18 protein-coding genes are annotated in these 15,934 nt (G+C 51.7%); all 18 read right to left on the reverse strand.

Features of this window, described 5'->3' with window-relative positions; genetic code table 11:
- Window positions 1-3: 3 nt before the first annotated feature.
- The 18 genes from yqeK to mnmA all read right to left on the reverse strand — a co-directional run bounded on the left by yqeK (window position 4) and on the right by mnmA (window position 15,907).
- Window positions 4-573 carry a bis(5'-nucleosyl)-tetraphosphatase (symmetrical) YqeK gene (gene yqeK / locus LLU09_RS02710; protein ID WP_094905680.1) on the reverse strand — a complete coding sequence of 190 codons (570 nt, stop codon included), beginning with the start codon at window positions 571-573 and terminating at the stop codon, window positions 4-6.
- A complete protein-coding gene (gene nadD / locus LLU09_RS02715; RefSeq protein WP_228310372.1) occupies window positions 563-1,126 on the reverse strand; it encodes a nicotinate (nicotinamide) nucleotide adenylyltransferase in 564 nt (187 codons plus the stop codon). Before nadD ends, yqeK begins: the two co-directional genes overlap by 11 nt.
- Complete coding sequence (gene yhbY / locus LLU09_RS02720) at window positions 1,123-1,419, reverse strand: ribosome assembly RNA-binding protein YhbY (protein ID WP_094905682.1); 297 nt, start codon at window positions 1,417-1,419, stop codon at window positions 1,123-1,125. Before yhbY ends, nadD begins: the two co-directional genes overlap by 4 nt.
- A complete protein-coding gene (aroE, locus tag LLU09_RS02725) occupies window positions 1,416-2,225 on the reverse strand; it encodes a shikimate dehydrogenase (RefSeq protein WP_228310373.1) in 810 nt (269 codons plus the stop codon). The genes yhbY and aroE overlap by 4 nt, the downstream gene beginning before the upstream one ends.
- Window positions 2,225-3,331, reverse strand: a complete 1,107-nt coding sequence (gene yqeH, locus LLU09_RS02730; RefSeq protein ID WP_124010090.1) for a ribosome biogenesis GTPase YqeH — start codon at window positions 3,329-3,331, stop codon at window positions 2,225-2,227. Before yqeH ends, aroE begins: the two co-directional genes overlap by 1 nt.
- Before the next feature lie 3 nt (window positions 3,332-3,334).
- On the reverse strand, window positions 3,335-3,859 hold the full coding sequence (locus tag LLU09_RS02735) for a YqeG family HAD IIIA-type phosphatase (protein WP_228310374.1): 525 nt from the start codon (window positions 3,857-3,859) through the stop codon (window positions 3,335-3,337).
- Window positions 3,860-4,052: 193 nt separating this feature from the next.
- A complete protein-coding gene (locus LLU09_RS02740) occupies window positions 4,053-4,754 on the reverse strand; it encodes a 5'-methylthioadenosine/adenosylhomocysteine nucleosidase (RefSeq protein WP_124010091.1) in 702 nt (233 codons plus the stop codon).
- Window positions 4,747-5,223 carry a transcription elongation factor GreA gene (greA, locus tag LLU09_RS02745; RefSeq protein WP_040105506.1) on the reverse strand — a complete coding sequence of 159 codons (477 nt, stop codon included), beginning with the start codon at window positions 5,221-5,223 and terminating at the stop codon, window positions 4,747-4,749. Before greA ends, LLU09_RS02740 begins: the two co-directional genes overlap by 8 nt.
- Before the next feature lie 40 nt (window positions 5,224-5,263).
- Window positions 5,264-5,884, reverse strand: coding sequence for a uridine kinase (gene udk / locus LLU09_RS02750; RefSeq protein WP_040105507.1), 621 nt, complete (start codon window positions 5,882-5,884; stop codon window positions 5,264-5,266).
- Window positions 5,881-6,465 carry an O-methyltransferase gene (locus LLU09_RS02755; protein ID WP_228310375.1) on the reverse strand — a complete coding sequence of 195 codons (585 nt, stop codon included), beginning with the start codon at window positions 6,463-6,465 and terminating at the stop codon, window positions 5,881-5,883. Before LLU09_RS02755 ends, udk begins: the two co-directional genes overlap by 4 nt.
- Window positions 6,466-6,633: 168 nt before the next feature.
- The gene (mltG, locus tag LLU09_RS02760) at window positions 6,634-7,761 is read right to left on the reverse strand and encodes an endolytic transglycosylase MltG (RefSeq protein ID WP_228310376.1); all 1,128 of its coding nucleotides are present in this window, start codon (window positions 7,759-7,761) and stop codon (window positions 6,634-6,636) included.
- Window positions 7,762-7,830: 69 nt separating this feature from the next.
- A complete protein-coding gene (locus tag LLU09_RS02765) occupies window positions 7,831-8,136 on the reverse strand; it encodes a DUF1292 domain-containing protein (protein ID WP_040105510.1) in 306 nt (101 codons plus the stop codon).
- A gap of 3 nt (window positions 8,137-8,139) precedes the next feature.
- Window positions 8,140-8,571 (reverse strand): Holliday junction resolvase RuvX, encoded by a 432-nt coding sequence (gene ruvX / locus LLU09_RS02770; protein ID WP_124010094.1) that lies wholly within the window; start codon window positions 8,569-8,571, stop codon window positions 8,140-8,142.
- Window positions 8,564-8,827: an IreB family regulatory phosphoprotein gene (locus tag LLU09_RS02775; protein ID WP_040105512.1), complete on the reverse strand. Its 264-nt coding sequence runs from the start codon at window positions 8,825-8,827 to the stop codon at window positions 8,564-8,566. The genes ruvX and LLU09_RS02775 overlap by 8 nt, the downstream gene beginning before the upstream one ends.
- Before the next feature lie 54 nt (window positions 8,828-8,881).
- Entirely contained in the window at window positions 8,882-11,509 is a 2,628-nt protein-coding gene (gene alaS, locus LLU09_RS02780; RefSeq protein ID WP_228310377.1) for an alanine--tRNA ligase, read from the reverse strand.
- Between the two features lie 253 nt (window positions 11,510-11,762).
- A complete protein-coding gene (recD2, locus tag LLU09_RS02785) occupies window positions 11,763-14,129 on the reverse strand; it encodes an SF1B family DNA helicase RecD2 (RefSeq protein WP_228310378.1) in 2,367 nt (788 codons plus the stop codon).
- Window positions 14,130-14,162: 33 nt separating this feature from the next.
- Window positions 14,163-14,801, reverse strand: coding sequence for a tetratricopeptide repeat protein (locus LLU09_RS02790; RefSeq protein WP_228310379.1), 639 nt, complete (start codon window positions 14,799-14,801; stop codon window positions 14,163-14,165).
- A complete protein-coding gene (gene mnmA, locus LLU09_RS02795) occupies window positions 14,801-15,907 on the reverse strand; it encodes a tRNA 2-thiouridine(34) synthase MnmA (RefSeq protein ID WP_040105735.1) in 1,107 nt (368 codons plus the stop codon). The genes LLU09_RS02790 and mnmA overlap by 1 nt, the downstream gene beginning before the upstream one ends.
- Window positions 15,908-15,934: the final 27 nt, after the last annotated feature.

The raw sequence follows: 15,934 nt of genomic DNA on the forward strand, positions 1-15,934 counted from the left end.
CAGTCACTCCTTAACCATATTATAGTAGTTGAGGCACTCCACTGTCCTGTGATAGACTGCCCGGTCCTTCGAGACCAGATGAAGCACATTCGCTTTTGTGATTTCATATATCGCGAGATCGAGGTTCTTCTCCTCGAATACGATATCACGTATTTGGTCGACGCCGGGCTGGGACCGTTTCGGTTCGATGTAGTCGGCAACATAGATGATCTTCTCATTCAGGGACATATGGCTTCTGCCGGTGGTATGGTTCATTATCGCCTGGTAGATCTCCTCGTCCAGGATGCCGTGCTCCTCCCGCATCTTGACTGCCGCCACAGGTCCATGCAGCACTTCAGCTTTAAAGCTCAGCAGTTCCGGGTCGAGCTTGTAGTTCGTCACGTATTGGTACATTTCTCCCAGTTCATCGTATTTGGAGAAATCATGGAGAATGCCGGCCAGGAAACATTTGTTGGCGTCCCCACCATATATCTTGGCCATTTCAATTGCTGTTTCAGCAACCCGTTTGGAATGCTTGTAGCGTTTCTCGGGCAGTTTGTCCTTTACGAGGGTGATGGCTGCCTTATGCTTCATACAGATGATTCTCCTTTACATACTGATACACTTCGGGGTCTAGCTGATGGCGGACGATTTCCCCGTCCCTGATGCGGTCCCTGATGATTGTGGAGGATATTTCGATCACCGGCTGGTTGATGGTGATGAACCTGTCATCGCTGATGGGCTCTCCCGAATACCGGTCCATGATGACGAAGTCCATGAGCTTGAGCAGTTCCTCATGCCGATGCCATTTTTCAAAACTCTTATACTGATCGGTACCGATCAGGAAATAGCGTTCATCCTCCGGATATTCTTCCTGCAGATGGACGGCTGTATCATACGTGTAGCTGACGCCTTCCCGGGTCATTTCCCAATCGTCGATCTCCATGAAACCATAATCCCTGATGGCTAGTTCCAGCATGTTCAGGCGATGATCATCCCGGGTGGGCGCATTCTTTTTGAGCGGCGACTGCTTCGCGGGAATGCAGATCACCTTGTCCAGTCCAAGTGAAATTTTGGCTTCAACGATTGCATGTACGTGCCCGGGATGGACCGGATCGAATGTTCCGCCAAAAAAACCTATCTTCATGACAGCTCAATCTTTTTATTTTCTTTTGACTCCCTGTACAGCACAATCGTATTGCCGATGACCGTAACGATATGGCTCTCCGTCCCTTCGCTGATCTGTGCTGCAATGTTGTCCTTGTCTTCAAGGCAGTTCTGAAGGATGGAAATTTTAATCAGTTCCCGTTTTTCAAGCACATCGTCGATCTGCTCCAGGAAATTGTCATTCACACCATTTTTCCCGACCTGGAAAATGGGGTTGAGATGATGTGCCTTTGATTTGAGCTGCTTCACTTGACGTGAAGATAATTTATTCATGATTTACCTCCGATATATTCTTCGTATTTTTCATTTATTGCCCCGTAGTCCCCTTCTTCACCGGTCCAGATGCCATATGCGTCCATTGCCTGATGGATGAGCATCGGCATACCATTCATTTGATGGTCGTCCGCAAAATATTCAAGGAACTTCGTCTTCCGTGGCTGATAGATCAGGTCGACTCCGACCGCACTCCCGGATATCAATGATTCAGGAATTTCCATCTCCTTCAGAAGGTCCTCCCCCTTCATGCCCACAGGTGTGGCATTTACGATGGCATCAAACTGTTCTGTCCCGGTGATGTCCGAAATCATCATGGCTTTGAAGTCGTCGTCTGTGAACCGTTTGAAGCTTTCGATACGCCGGGCCGCGATCGTCACGTCATCCCCATTATTGGCATGCGCGCGATGGACGGCTTTGGCGGCCCCGCCAGCACCGATGATGAGCACGCGCCGCTTTACCTGGCCGAAAACCTCGAGGAAGGCGTTCATGTAACCGGTAATGTCCGTATTGTGGCCCGTCAGCCTGTCCCCATCGATCGATACCGTATTGACCGCCCCGATCTTCTTTGCGTCCGTGTCCACTTCATCCAGATATGAAATGATCGCTTCCTTATGCGGAATCGTCACGTTGAATCCTGAGAGCTCCTTCGAGGCAACCAGATCCCTGATATGCTGCAAATGATCCGGATGTACAGAAAGTGCCGCATAGTTGTCATCTGTTCCCTTCGCCTCAAAATTCGCATTGTGGATGAGGGGGGAGAGTGAATGGGAGATTGGATATCCTATTACTGCATAATTACCCATTATACCCCACCTTTAAATATCGTCGGCCTGCTTGTGACATCAATTCCTTTCGGAACACGGACCGATACTTTTGCGCCTGCGCCCACACGGATGAAGGCCAGACCGCTGATGGAGATGTCGCTGTCCTCCCTGATGTCGAATTCGAATGTTTCATAGGACGCGCTCAAATATGGCGTCTCGAGTTCCGGGGGCGCAAGCAGTGTGTTGAAATGCTTTTCGTAGAAAGCCTCGGCATTTTCCGTCTTGGTACGGTGGATGTTCAGCGCGTGGTTGGTATAGACGATGAAGCTGTTCCTGTCCCCATCGACGAAATCAACACGTGCGAGATTCGATATGAACAGCGTCTGACCGGAGTCCAGCTGGAACCCCTTCGGCTTGATTTCCTTCGCCGGGGTGATGTGCTTCAGATCCTCACTGCTTACATAATGGGCCATCTGGGAATCCATCACTACACCCGGGGTATCATAGATGAATGCACCCCCGCCGAGCGGGATGTCGATCAGGTCGAGCGTCGTGCCCGGAAACCTGCTCGTAGTGATCACTTCCTTGTCGCCGGAAGTATTCTCGATGAGCCGGTTGATCAGCGTCGACTTCCCGACATTCGTCGTGCCCACGACATAGATATCCTTACCGTCGGCATATCCCGACAGCTTATCGACGAGCTTATCGATGCCCTCATTCTTCATGGCACTGACCACTACCGTGTCCACGGCTGTGATGCCCGCTTCGCTGAGCATCTGCTTTGCACGGTGCACCAGACGGCCGCGGTTGATGGATTTCGGCAGCAGGTCGATCTTGTTGATGACGGCGACCACCTTCTTGTCGCCGACGATACGGTTGAAGGAAGGGATGAGGCTGCCATGGAAATCGAAGACATCGATGACTTTGACGATCAGCCCGTCGGTTTCATACAGGGCGTTCAGCATGGTCATGAACTCCCCGGAGTCCACATCGATATCCATCACTTCATTATAATGTTTGAGCCGGTAGCATCTTTTGCAGATCGGCTCCTCCTTGTCGAGCCCGCTTGCCGGAATGAACCCCGGTCTATTCTTATCTTCGGTCTGCAGCTCAGCGCCACAGCCGATACATTTTATCGATTCCAAATGTTAGTCCCCCCATTGGATTAGACCTTTACGGTCGAAATACTTCATGATGATGCGTTCGATCCTGCGATTGACGACGGTCGCCCATCCGTCCTTGTCCTTGACGGGAAAGACAAGGATGCTCTTCAGACCGGCCCGGTTCGCTCCGAATACATCGGTGAGCAGCTGGTCGCCGATCATGACGGTCTCGGAACTGTCCATGCCCATCATGTGCACTGCCTTCCTGTAGGATCGCGCAAGCGGCTTCCTTGCTCTGAATATATATTCGATGTCATGGGGATCACTGAATTCACTGACCCTGACGCGGCTGCCATTGGAGACGATCGTTACCTTAATGCCATTGTCCTTCATCGTCCTGAACCATTTCAGCACCGTTTCGCTGGCTGATGGTTCGTCGAATCCCACAAGCGTGTTGTCGAGGTCTATGATGACAGCGCGAATTCCGCGTTCCTTCAAATATTGGGGCGTAATTCCTTGAAATTCCTTGAAATAGTCACTGGGAAGGAAATATTTTTCTAGCAGCTTCAATATGCGCACTCCTAATGAGTTTTTTTATATTCTACCACATAAATAAAAGCCCCTTAATAGATTAAGGCGCTTTTTGTGTTATTCAATGATTTCATTATCTTCTGTTTCAGTATCCTTGTAGATGAGGAAACCGATAACGACTGTAATGATGATTGAAATGATCATAAGAAAAAGCATGGATTTTCCCTCCTGATTACAAGTCCTTCAATAATGATTTTACAACTTCGGATGAATGAACACAAGCTTTCGACAGAAATTCTTCATAAGTCATATCGGCCGTGTCATCCGCCTTGTCGGATATGGAACGGATGATGACGAATGGTGTGGAATACTGGTAGCAGGTCTGTGCAATGGCGGCCGATTCCATATCGACGGCCATCGCCTTTCTGAAGTTGCGGGTGATGCCATTCTTCTGTTCACTGTTGCTGATGAATGAATCTCCACTGACGACCAGACCGCCATGTCCCTTGATGGAGGGATGCGCCGCTATCGCTTCAAGCGTCAGCTTGACGAGCCCTTTGTCTGCAATATAGAACTTCGGCATGCCTGGCACCTGCCCGAGTTCATAGCCGAACTCGACGGCGTCCACATCATGGTGGAGGACCGAAGTGCTCACCACCATATCCGTCACATCAAGGTCACCCGACAATGCACCGGCGACACCTGTATTTATGATGATCCGGACATTGTAGCGTTCGATCAGGAGCGCTGTTATCATGCTGGCATTGACTTTGCCGATGCCGCTTTCAACCAGTACGGTATCCTGCTCAAAGAGGGTTCCCCTGTACACTTTCGTATGGGCAATCGTATCCGTCGCCTCGATATCCATCCACTCCTTGAGGATATCGATTTCAGGCTTCATGGCTCCGATGATGCCGATGGTGCCTTTAGTCAATAGACACGATCTCCACTTTCATCTCATTGCCGTTCGGGAGCGGTACATTCACGGAATCATTGAGCTTTGCTCCAAGCAGTGATTTTGCAATCGGTGATTCATTCGAAATCTTCCCTTCAAATGGATCTGCTTCGGCACTTCCCACGATCTGGTAGGATTCTTCATCCCCGTCCGGGAGTTCCTTGAATGTCACTGTCTTGCCGATCTGCACCATATTGTTGTTGCTTGTATCCTCGATGATTTTTGCATGGCGCAGCATATCTTCGATTTTAGTTATTTCCTGCTCCACAAAACCCTGTTCATCCTTCGCAGCATCATACTCTGAGTTCTCGGAGAGGTCCCCGAAGCTTCTTGCTACCTTGATCTTCTCCACCACTTCGGGACGCTTTACCGTCCTCAGATGCTCGAGTTCCTCCTGAAGCTGTTCATAGCCACTCTGTGTCATTGGATATTCTTTTTGTAGATCCATCGTAACCCTCCATATAATTGTTAAGTTTGTTTTCTATCGTCTATTCATTGAGCAGAGTTCGGATTTTAGTCGTAATCAGATCGATTGCCACATTGTTTTCTCCGCCCTCTGGGATGATGATGTCACTGAAACGCTTGGTCGGTTCTATGAATTGCAGGTGCATCGGCCGGACGACGTTCAAATATTGGCTGATGACCGAGTCCATTGTGCGTCCCCGCTTCTCGATATCCCGCTTCAGCCGTCTCAGGATGCGGATGTCGGAATCCGTATCCACATAGAGTTTGACATCCATGAGGTTCCTCAGCTGCTCATTTTCAAGGGCAAAGATCCCCTCTATGATGATGACATCCTTAGGCTCCACCTGGATGGTAACATCACTCCGGGTGTGTATTTCATAGTTGTATGTCGGTATCTCGACTGGCTGGCGGTCGATCAGTTGCCTGATATGGGATATCAGAAGATTGTTGTCGAAGGCGAAAGGATGATCATAGTTCGTCTCGAGCCTCTCTTCGAATGTCTTATCGCTCTGATCCTTGTAGTAGTAGTCCTGTTCGATCAGAATGACGCTGTGACCATTCAGCGCCTCCATGATTTTACGGGTCACCGAAGTCTTTCCGGACCCGGATCCTCCGGCAATGCCTATGACTGTTGGTCTTTTCATCTGTGCTCTCCCTCTTTGTCCTTAGTGATGACGAGCAGTCCGTCGCCCACCGGCAGGAAGGCCGAGGACACATCCGATTCTGCAATCATCCTGTTGAAGCCGTCGACCTTCTCCTTCATTCTGCGCGTCCCCCTCGAGGTGATGGCCTCTTCCGTAACAAGGCCGCGTAGCAGTATGTTGTCGACGATGATCAGTCCGCCCGGTTTCACGAGCGGCATGTACCGCTCATAGAAGCGCCGGTTGTTCCCTTTTGATGCATCAATGAAGAGCAGGTCAAAAGGTTCGCCGTCAAGTGCTTCAAGCGGAATCTCCTTGGCGTCACCAAGCAGGCTCTGCACCCTGCCTGCCACGCCATGCTGTTCAAAGAAGATGTTCGCCCGGCTGTGGACGGCCTCGTCCTTCTCTATCGTCACTACATCGATATCCCGATCGACGGAGAGCATATGCATTGCACTATAGCCTATGGCCGTCCCGACTTCAAGCACATGCCTGACACCGGCAAGTTTCATGTAGTGCTTCAGTACGCCAAGCGCATCCGCATCCATGATCGGAACATGATGCGCCTCTGCATATTCAAGCATATCCGGAAATATTTCCGGCTGTGCATTAAGATTTTTAACATATTCGTAAATGTCCATATTCCCCACCATATACAAAAAATACAACTGATAACCTAAGTTATCAGTTGCTTTGTTTATCACAATTCATAGTAGCACAAAATATTTTGGTTGAAAAGGTGATTTTCACCTTTAGTTGTTATTGATGTACTTCTCACGATTTTCGACGTGTTCCTCGAAGGTTTCAGCAAAGTGGTTGTTGCCTTCACTGTCTGCAAGGAAGTAGTAATAGTCGGTGTTGGACGGGTTCATCGTACTCTGGACGGACTCCATGCCAGGTGAAGCGATCGGACCCGGGGGCAGCCCCGTATGGATATAGGTGTTGTATGGGTCTTCGACTTCCAGGTCTTCGAAAAGGGTGCGCTCCTGGTGTTCACCGAGCGCATAGAGTACGGTGGGATCCGTCTGGAGCGGCATGCTCGGCGTTTCCGACATCCTGTTCAGGAAGACGCTCGCAATCTTGGAACGATCGGCGAGCGAGGTCGCCTCCTTCTCCACAAGGGAGGAGAGGGTCAGGAACTCATGGAAGGAAAGCTCCCTGGATTCCCCTTCGAAATTGATCGAGTAGCCATTGCCCGACTGGAAGACGCTGTAGGTGTTGTTCCTTGTCGCATCCAGCATCTGCCTGACGAGTGTCTCTACTTCAGGCTCCTCCTCTGTAATGTCGTAGGTGGCGGGGTATAGATAACCCTCAAGCGGGTACTTTATATCCTCTGACAATATATCCTCTGAAAGCATATCCGGGTAATCCTCAATCAGCGATTTGATGAACTCCTCATCCTCCATCAGCTCGAGGAAGCGGTCTGCCACTATCGGCAGCTGTTCATCCGCCTGTTCGGCGATCTGCTCGATGGCATACCCTTCAGGTATCGTCAGCCTATGGTGCACTTCTTCGTAGACCCTGCCGGTCTCGAGTGTCTTGGCTATCTGTTCGAAATCCATGGAGGGGGAGAGTTCATAGTCCCCTGCATGATAGTTTGTAATGCTGTTCAGCTTCAGGAAGTATTCGAACATCGTACCGTTCCTGATGATTCCCTCCTGTTCGAGCTGGTCACCGATCATGCCCGCTGATGATCCCTGCTCAATCGTCACTTCCTTCATCTCGGTTGAGTTCGGGTCCAGCGGTTCGGACCCCGATTTGATGTACATATAAATGAAGAATGCAGCCACGATGAAGATGACCGCAAGCGCAGCAATCACAAATAACGAAAGGTAGGATGAAACAGTCTTTGAAAATTTAATATCATCGTATTTACTCATATATGACTCCTATCTCAAAAATAGCTTCCAATCGACATTGGAAGCCATTCCCTATTAACTGAAAAAGATCTACTCTTCCGGTTCATCCATCCGGGTGTTTACAACCTCTTCAATCATATCCCATTCTTCATCCGTCTCGACAGGCATGAACTTGCCGCCATCGCCGTCTTCATCCGGCACATTGATCATCGGGATGAGCTCTATTTCTTCATCATCATTGGAGAAGTTGCCTTCTTCAGCAAGGATCACATAATCCTTATTGAATTCTGGATGATGGAATTCCAGCATCTTGCGATAGAGGACCTCGTTGCCTTCCTCATCATACAGTGTCAGAAGTTCTTCTTCCATGTTGAAATCCATTTCTTCCTGACTCATAGTTCAGTCTCCTTTAACTGGATTATCGAGATAGCCCTGCAGTATAAATACCGCGGCCATTTTATCGATTACAGCTTTTCTTTTTTTTCGGGAGAGATCCGCTTCAAGGAGCGATCTCTCTGCACCGATGGTGCTGAGACGCTCGTCCCATAATATTATTTTAACATCTGGCAGTTCGTTTTCAAGCAATTTACTATAATGGATGGACCTGTCGCCGCTTTCGCCGACAGAATTGTTCATGTTTTTGGGGAGACCGACGATGATTGTGGAGACGTCATTCTCCTCCACAATCCGGGCCACCTCTTCAATGCCGTATACTTCTTCATGATAGTCTATCTTCAGTGTAGTCAGTCCCTGTGCTGTCCAGCCCAGGGCATCGCTCAGTGCGATGCCGACTGTTTTTGTGCCTACATCAAGCCCCAGTATCCTATTCATGGATTTCCTTCTCGATATATGTCCGTACAAGAACTTCCATGATTTCATCCCGGTCGATGTGGCGGATGCGGTTCCGCGCTTCATTATGGCGCGGGATGTACGCAGGGTCCCCGCTCTGCAGGTAGCCGACGATCTGGTTTATGGGGTTGTATCCACGCTCTTCAAGCGTGTTATAGACAGTGGTCATGATTTCCTTCACATTGTGTGCTTTCGCATCATCCACATCAAACTTCATCGTTTCATCAAATTGATTCAAAATCAGCACTCCCATCCTTGCTTGCATTTCATCCATTATATCATTGTTACCGTTTTATTGAGAACTTTTAATGTAGTCTTCAACAAATTGTAATGCATTTGTTATATTCTCGGGTGCCGTACCGCCACCCTGTGCCATATCCGGCCGGCCGCCGCCTTTGCCTTCCACTGTGGAGGCCATGCCTTTCATGATCTCTCCGGCCTTGAACCTGTCCGTCAGTTCTTTCGGCACCGTGACCACGAGCGAGACCTTGCCGTCATTGACTGCGCCGAGTGCGATGATGGCGTCCTGCGCCCGGGACTTTATGCGGTCCATCGTTGCGCGCAGTTCCTTGGCATCATCCGCCGGAACTTCCTTGGAGAGGACGGGGACACCGCCGATTTCCTTGATGTCGCCGGTCACATCCGCAAGCTTTTCATCCTGTCTGGATGCCTGCAGCTCCTTGATCTTCTGCTGGAGGCTGCGGTTTTCATCAAGCAGGGAGTCGACACGCTTCTCGACCTGGTTCTCCCTGACCTTCAAACGGCCTGAAATGGACGCAAGCAGTGCCTCCTTCTCTTTATAGAGATTGACGGCATAACGGCTCGTCACTGCTTCGATCCTGCGCACACCAGCGCCGATGCCCGTTTCGGAGACGATTTTGAACAGCCCGATCTCCCCGGTGTTCCTGACATGGATGCCCCCGCACAGTTCGACGGAGTACTGGTCGATGTCCACTACGCGGACGACGTCTCCATACTTTTCCCCGAACAGTGCCATCGCACCCTTCTCCTTGGCCTGGCCGATCGGCATTTCGGAAATCTCGACATTCATGTTGCTGTAGATCTTCTCATTGACGATCGTTTCGATCCTTTCAATCTCCTCATCGGTAAGGCCTTCGAGGTGGGAGAAGTCGAAGCGCAGACGCTCCTTCTCGACGAGGGAACCCGCCTGGTTGACATGGTCTCCAAGCACATCCTTGAGCGCCTGATGAAGGAGGTGGGTCGCCGTGTGGTTCTTCGTGATGAAGTCGCGGCTGTCCTTCAGCACATCCAGGGTGAAGGTTTCACCGGATTTGACGGTGCCGGACTCGATGCGCGCCACATGGACGTTCTGGCCATTCGGTGCACGGTACACGGATTCGACCTGAAGTTCCGCCCCTTCATTCGAAATGCGTCCCTTGTCTGCGACCTGTCCCCCGCTTGTGGCATAGAACGGCGTCCTGTCGAAGATCAGTTCGACCGTGCCCTCTGTGGCACTGTCGACCGCCTGATCGTCCTGGACGATGTAGAGCAGTCGGCCGGACTCCCGAAGGGAGTGGTAGCCGGTGAATTCACTCTGTGCTGTAAGGCCGGCAAGCGTCTCGGACTGCACCTGCATGGATTCACCCGCTTTCCTTGCGTTCCGCGCACGTTCACGCTGCTGCTTCATCTCCTCGACGAACCCTTCCTCATCGACTTCAAGGCCGTCATTCTCTGCATATTCCTTCGTCAGCTCATACGGGAATCCATATGTGTCATAGAGCCTGAATGCATCATGGCCGCTGATGACACCGCCGCCCGCTTTCGCCTTTTCACGGACCTGCTCATATATCTGGATGCCTTCATCGAGGGTCGCCAGGAAGCGCTCCTCCTCCTTCTTGATGACGTCACGGATGAAGGAGAGACGCTCTGTGACATTCGGATAGAAGCCATGCATCACTTCTGCAACAGGGTCCGCCAGTTCGTACATGAAGGCACGCTCGATATCTAGCTCCTTGCTGAAGCGTACTGCACGGCGGATCAGCCTCCTGAGGACATATCCCCGGCCTTCGTTCGAAGGCAGCGCGCCGTCCGCCACCGCAAAGCTCACAGTACGGATATGGTCGCTGATGACCTTGAAGGCGACGTCAGTATCTTCACTCTGGCCGTACTTCCTGCCGCTGACAGCCTCGATGCGGGAGAGGATCGGCGTGAACAGGTCGGTGTCGAAGTTCGTCGGCACCTCCTGTGTAATGCTTGCCATACGCTCCAGGCCCATGCCGGTATCGATGTTCTTCTTCGGCAACGGCGTGTAGGATCCATCCTTGTTGTGGTTGAACTCACTGAAGACCAGGTTCCAGATCTCAAGGTAGCGTTCATTTTCCCCGCCCGGATACATTTCCTCAGCCGGTGTATCGAACTCGAATTCCGGTCCGCGGTCGTAGAAGATTTCACTGTTCGGACCGCATGGACCTTCGCCGATATCCCAGAAGTTCCCTTCGATGCGGATGATGCGCTCAGGAGAGAGTCCGATGACATTCCTCCAGATGTCGTATGCATCCTCATCCTCAGGGTGGATCGTCACGTAGAGCAGATCTTCATTGAAGCCGATCCACTCACTGTTCGTGAGGAAGTCCCAGGCATACTTGATTGCCCCTTCCTTGAAATAATCTCCGATGGAGAAGTTCCCGAGCATTTCGAAGAATGTATGGTGGCGGGCTGTGAACCCGACATTTTCTATATCGTTGGTACGGATCGCCTTCTGTGCGTTGACGATCTTCGGGTTGTCCGGGATGACCCGGCCATCGAAATATTTCTTCAGGGTCGCCACTCCGGAATTGATCCAGAGCAGGGAGTCGTCATCGATCGGGACGAGCGGTGCACTCGGTTCCACCATGTGCCCCTGTGTCCTGAAATAGCTAATGAACATTTCCCTTATCTCATTGCCTGTCAATTGCTTCATTACTCTCACTCCTCAGTTTTTGGAAAATAAAAAAAGATCCTCCCAATATCATATGGGACGATCTGAACCGCGGTACCACCCAAGTTATGACCGGAGTCATCACTCTAAGAGTATTCACCTGGACGGAAAGCAGCACGTGAAGGGATGCGTCATTGTTTCCACCAGCCACAATGTCTCTATAAAGCGCATGCCAACACTCAGAATTCCATCTTTATCAAACTTGTTTTGATTATAGAAATATTCATCCGATATGTCAAATGAAATCGTACGGGGTCACATCCTCCATATTGATCATCGCCGGGATCTCGAACATCGTCTCCTCCGTAAGGGCCGCAGGAGGCACCCCGTCCCCGTCGGTTTCCGTCCGGGATTCCCTGCCGAAGAGCAGACGGATCATTTCATACAGTGAGGTCCGCCGCTGGATGCCCTCCTTCTCCAGTGATTCATAGAAGGCCTCGGCGTCACCGCACAGTATCAGTGATTCCTTCGCACGCGTGATGCCGGTATAGACGATGTTCTTCATCAACATGTGGCGGTAGCTCCTGACCACAGGCATGATGACGATCGGATATTCACTCCCCTGCGCCTTATGGATGCTGGTGCAGTATGCATGGGAGAGTTCCGTCAGTTCCTTCCGCTCATAAGCGATGTGGATGCCGTCGTAGTCCACCATGATGGTGTCCTTCTCCGCCCCGTCGCCGTCCTTGAAGAGGATGGATTCGATGACGCCGGAGTCACCGTTGAAAATGTTGTCCTCTGCACGGTTGACGAGCTGGATCACCTTATCGCCCTCCCTGAAGATGACATCACCGAAGGCGATTTCGTTCTTGTCCTCCGTTTCCGGATTCAATATGGACTGGAGGATCTGGTTCAGCTTCAGTATGCCGGCATCCCCCTTGTAGATCGGGGCGAGGACCTGAATGTCCCGCATGTCATACCCCTTGGCCACAGCCTTATTGACGACATTGTCCACAAGGTCGGGTATCTGGTTCACCCTTGCCGGAATGAACAGCCGGTCCTTGAATTTGGCGGTGATGTCCATCCGCTGCCCTTCCTTTATTTCATGGGCAAGGCGGATGATGGAGGAGCCTTCCCCCTGCCGGTAGATCGTGTCGAGTTCGGTCACGGGGATGATTTCAGATTCTATCAGGTCCTTGAAGACCGTCCCTGGTCCGACCGAAGGGAGCTGATCCCTATCGCCGACGAAGACGAGATTCGTGAAGGGCTTGACGTTGCGCATCAGCTGATAGAAGAGCCATGTGTCGACCATGGACATCTCGTCGATGATGATCAGATCGGCATCGATCTCGGCATCGATCATTTCATCCTTCTCCGTGTCCATGCCCCATCCGATCATCCGGTGGATCGTGGAGGCGGGGATGCCGGCGGTCTCGCTCAGGCGCTTCGAAGCGCGCCCAGTCGGGGCGACGAGCCTGATCGGATATTCGTCTCCTTCGTACTCCTCGTGATCCTTCAGGTCATGGAGCTCGTGATAGGCCTTGATGATGCCCTTGACGATGGTGGTCTTACCCGTACCTGGTCCGCCGGTAATGATGGAGATCTTCTCTGTGAGTGCGGCGATCATCGCAGACTTCTGCTTCGCATTGTAGTGGATGTTGAACCGCTCCCCCACTTCGCTGACGACTTCCCCAGCCTTCTCTTCACTGACCGGGACATCCATCCGGTCGTTCATCATCCTGTAGATCTGTTCAGAGGATTTGTATTCGGAATAGAACAACGAAGGGATGTACAGGCGTTTCTCGTACTGGACCAACTTGTCATTGTCCGAAAGTGAATCGATCGTCCGGCTGATGTCTTCCCTGTTGAAGTATTCCTGGCCATCCTGGTTCAGCAGGTCGGCCGCCAGATCGATCAGCTCGTCGTGCCCCATGTAGGTATGCCCATCAGACATGACGATGCCTTCCATGATGTACATGATGCCCGCCTCAAGACGGCTTTCGTCATTGCGGGCGATGCCGGCCGTATGTGCGATGCGGTCCGCCGTCTGGAAACCGATGCCTTCTATGTCCATGACCAGCCTGTATGGGTCCTTCTCTATCACGTGGAGCGCCTGATCCTGATATGTCTTCAGGATCTTTGCGCTCATCCGCGCCCCGAAACCGAGCTCGGTGAGCTTGATGACGAGCCTTTCGGTCTGGCTGTTCTCGAGGATCCGCTGATGAATCATGTCCCGCTTCTTTGCGGTGAGTCCACCCACCTCATTGAGCGCAGAACGGTCATCTGCAATCTTCTTAAGGGCATCGACGCCGAGCGTTTCGACGATCTTCTTGGCCGTCTTCTCACCGATGCCCGGGAAGGTGTCCCCGGACAGGTACTGGATGACACCGCGCACTGTGGTCGGCTGCTCCTTCTTGAATGTTTCCGCACTGAACTGCTCGCCGAAGCGCGCGTGTTTCGTCACCTTCCCGGAAAAACGGTATGTCTCCCCTTCTGCAATCGCATGGAAGTAGCCGGTGACGATCACTTCATCATTGAAGTTTGTATTCGTTTCATTTATCAATACTTTGAGTACAGTAAAGCGCGTCTGTTCACTGAGGAAAATGACGCGCTCCACTTCACCGACGATATACGTATCATCGTAGATTGTTGATTGTGCCAACTGAGATCACCGTCCCTGACGCTTGCTGTCTTCCTATTTGAGTTTACTGATGGCATTGTGGGCGAGATGATGGTCTGCCTGGATGTCTACAGCCCGGTGGAAGTGCTCGAGCGCCTGTTCCCGGTCATCATCCTTCATCAGCTTCAGAAGCCCCATATTATACTCGGCGTCTGCATTCTCCTCTTTCATGGCCACTTTCCCAAGCAGCTTGTCGGCCGGTTCGTACAGGCCGATCTGGCAGCACAGCAGTCCATACTGGAAAGCGACTTCCAAATCTTCCGGCTTCGCCTTGTAGGCCGCTTCAAAGAACTGCAGCGCCCGCTCCGCATCATTCAGGTGGACATGCGACATCGCCAGCATGAAGTTCAGGTCCCCGTCTTCCGGGTTCCGGCTGTATGCAAGCAGGTAGAGCCTGACCGCCTCTTCGAACCGCTCGCTGTCATAATAGATGTTGGCAAGCGTGTAGTAGGCGCTTGTACTCCCGGGATTGAGCGTGATCGCCTTCTGGAGGAAGCGTTCCGCCTCCTCGTCCCTTCCTGCCTGGTGGAGGAGGCTGCCGCCGTTGATGTAGTGGGCCTCCTCTTCAGGGTGCGCCTCTATCTCCTTGAAAATCTCCTCGAGCGCTTCTTCGATCCGTCCTTCTTTAATGAGTTGCTCATATTTGATCGCCATTATCCCAGATACTCCAATTCTTTTGCTTCTTTGAAGACACGGTCGATCGTTGCACCGCCGAGGCACACATCCCCATCATAGAAGACGACTGCCTGGCCGGGTGTGATTGCGCGTGCCGGATCGTGGAATTCCACGTGCAGCCTGCCGGCATCAAGCTTGGTCACCGTGACCGGCACATCCTCCTGGCGGTATCTGAACTTGGCCGTGCATTCGAAGTGGTCCGGCGTATCGTTGATGAAGTTGATTTCGGACGCTTCAAGGCTTGAAGAGTACAGCGCTTCATTTTCGTAGCCGGAAACGACGTAGAGTTCATTCGTCTCGAGATTCTTGCCTGCAACGAAGTATGGACCGCCATCCCCTCCGATGCCAAGTCCCTGACGCTGGCCGATCGTATAATACATCAGACCATCATGCTGGCCCTTGTCCTCTCCGGTATCCATATTGATCATGCGGCCCGGGTTCGCAGGCAGATATCCGCTCAGGAACTCCTTGAAATCCCGCTCGCCGATGAAGCAGATGCCGGTCGAGTCCTTCTTATCCTTCGTGGCAAGGTCATATTCCCTGGCGAGTGCCCGCACTTCGGATTTCTCCATATGTCCGAGCGGGAACATGACGCGGGAGAGCTGCTCCTGGGACAGCTGGTTCAGGAAATAGGTCTGATCCTTGTTGCGGTCGACCCCCCTGAGCATCGTCGATCCATTCTCATCGTGGATGACCTGTGCATAGTGGCCGGTCGCGACATAGTCGGCACCGAGTTTCATGGCATGGTCGAGGAATGCCTTGAACTTGATCTCCTTGTTGCACATGACGTCGGGGTTCGGTGTCCTGCCCTTCTTATATTCGTCGAGGAAGTACTGGAATACCCTGTCATAGTACTCCTTCTCAAAATTGACCGAGTAGTACGGGATGCCGATCTCCTCTGCAACCAGCCTGACGTCCTCGTAGTCTTCGGTTGCGGTGCATACACCGAATTCATCGGTGTCATCCCAGTTCTTCATAAAGATTCCAATGGTGTTGTAGCCCTGGTCCTTGAGCAGCTTGGCGGTGACGGAACTGTCCACGCCGCCGCTCATTCCAACTACAACCGTCGTATTCGAGTTGTCCATCAGATCATTCCTTTCCATTTATAGTTC

The sequence above is a fragment of the Salinicoccus sp. RF5 genome (assembly GCF_020786625.1).
Taxonomy (GTDB): Bacteria; Bacillota; Bacilli; order Staphylococcales; family Salinicoccaceae; genus Salinicoccus.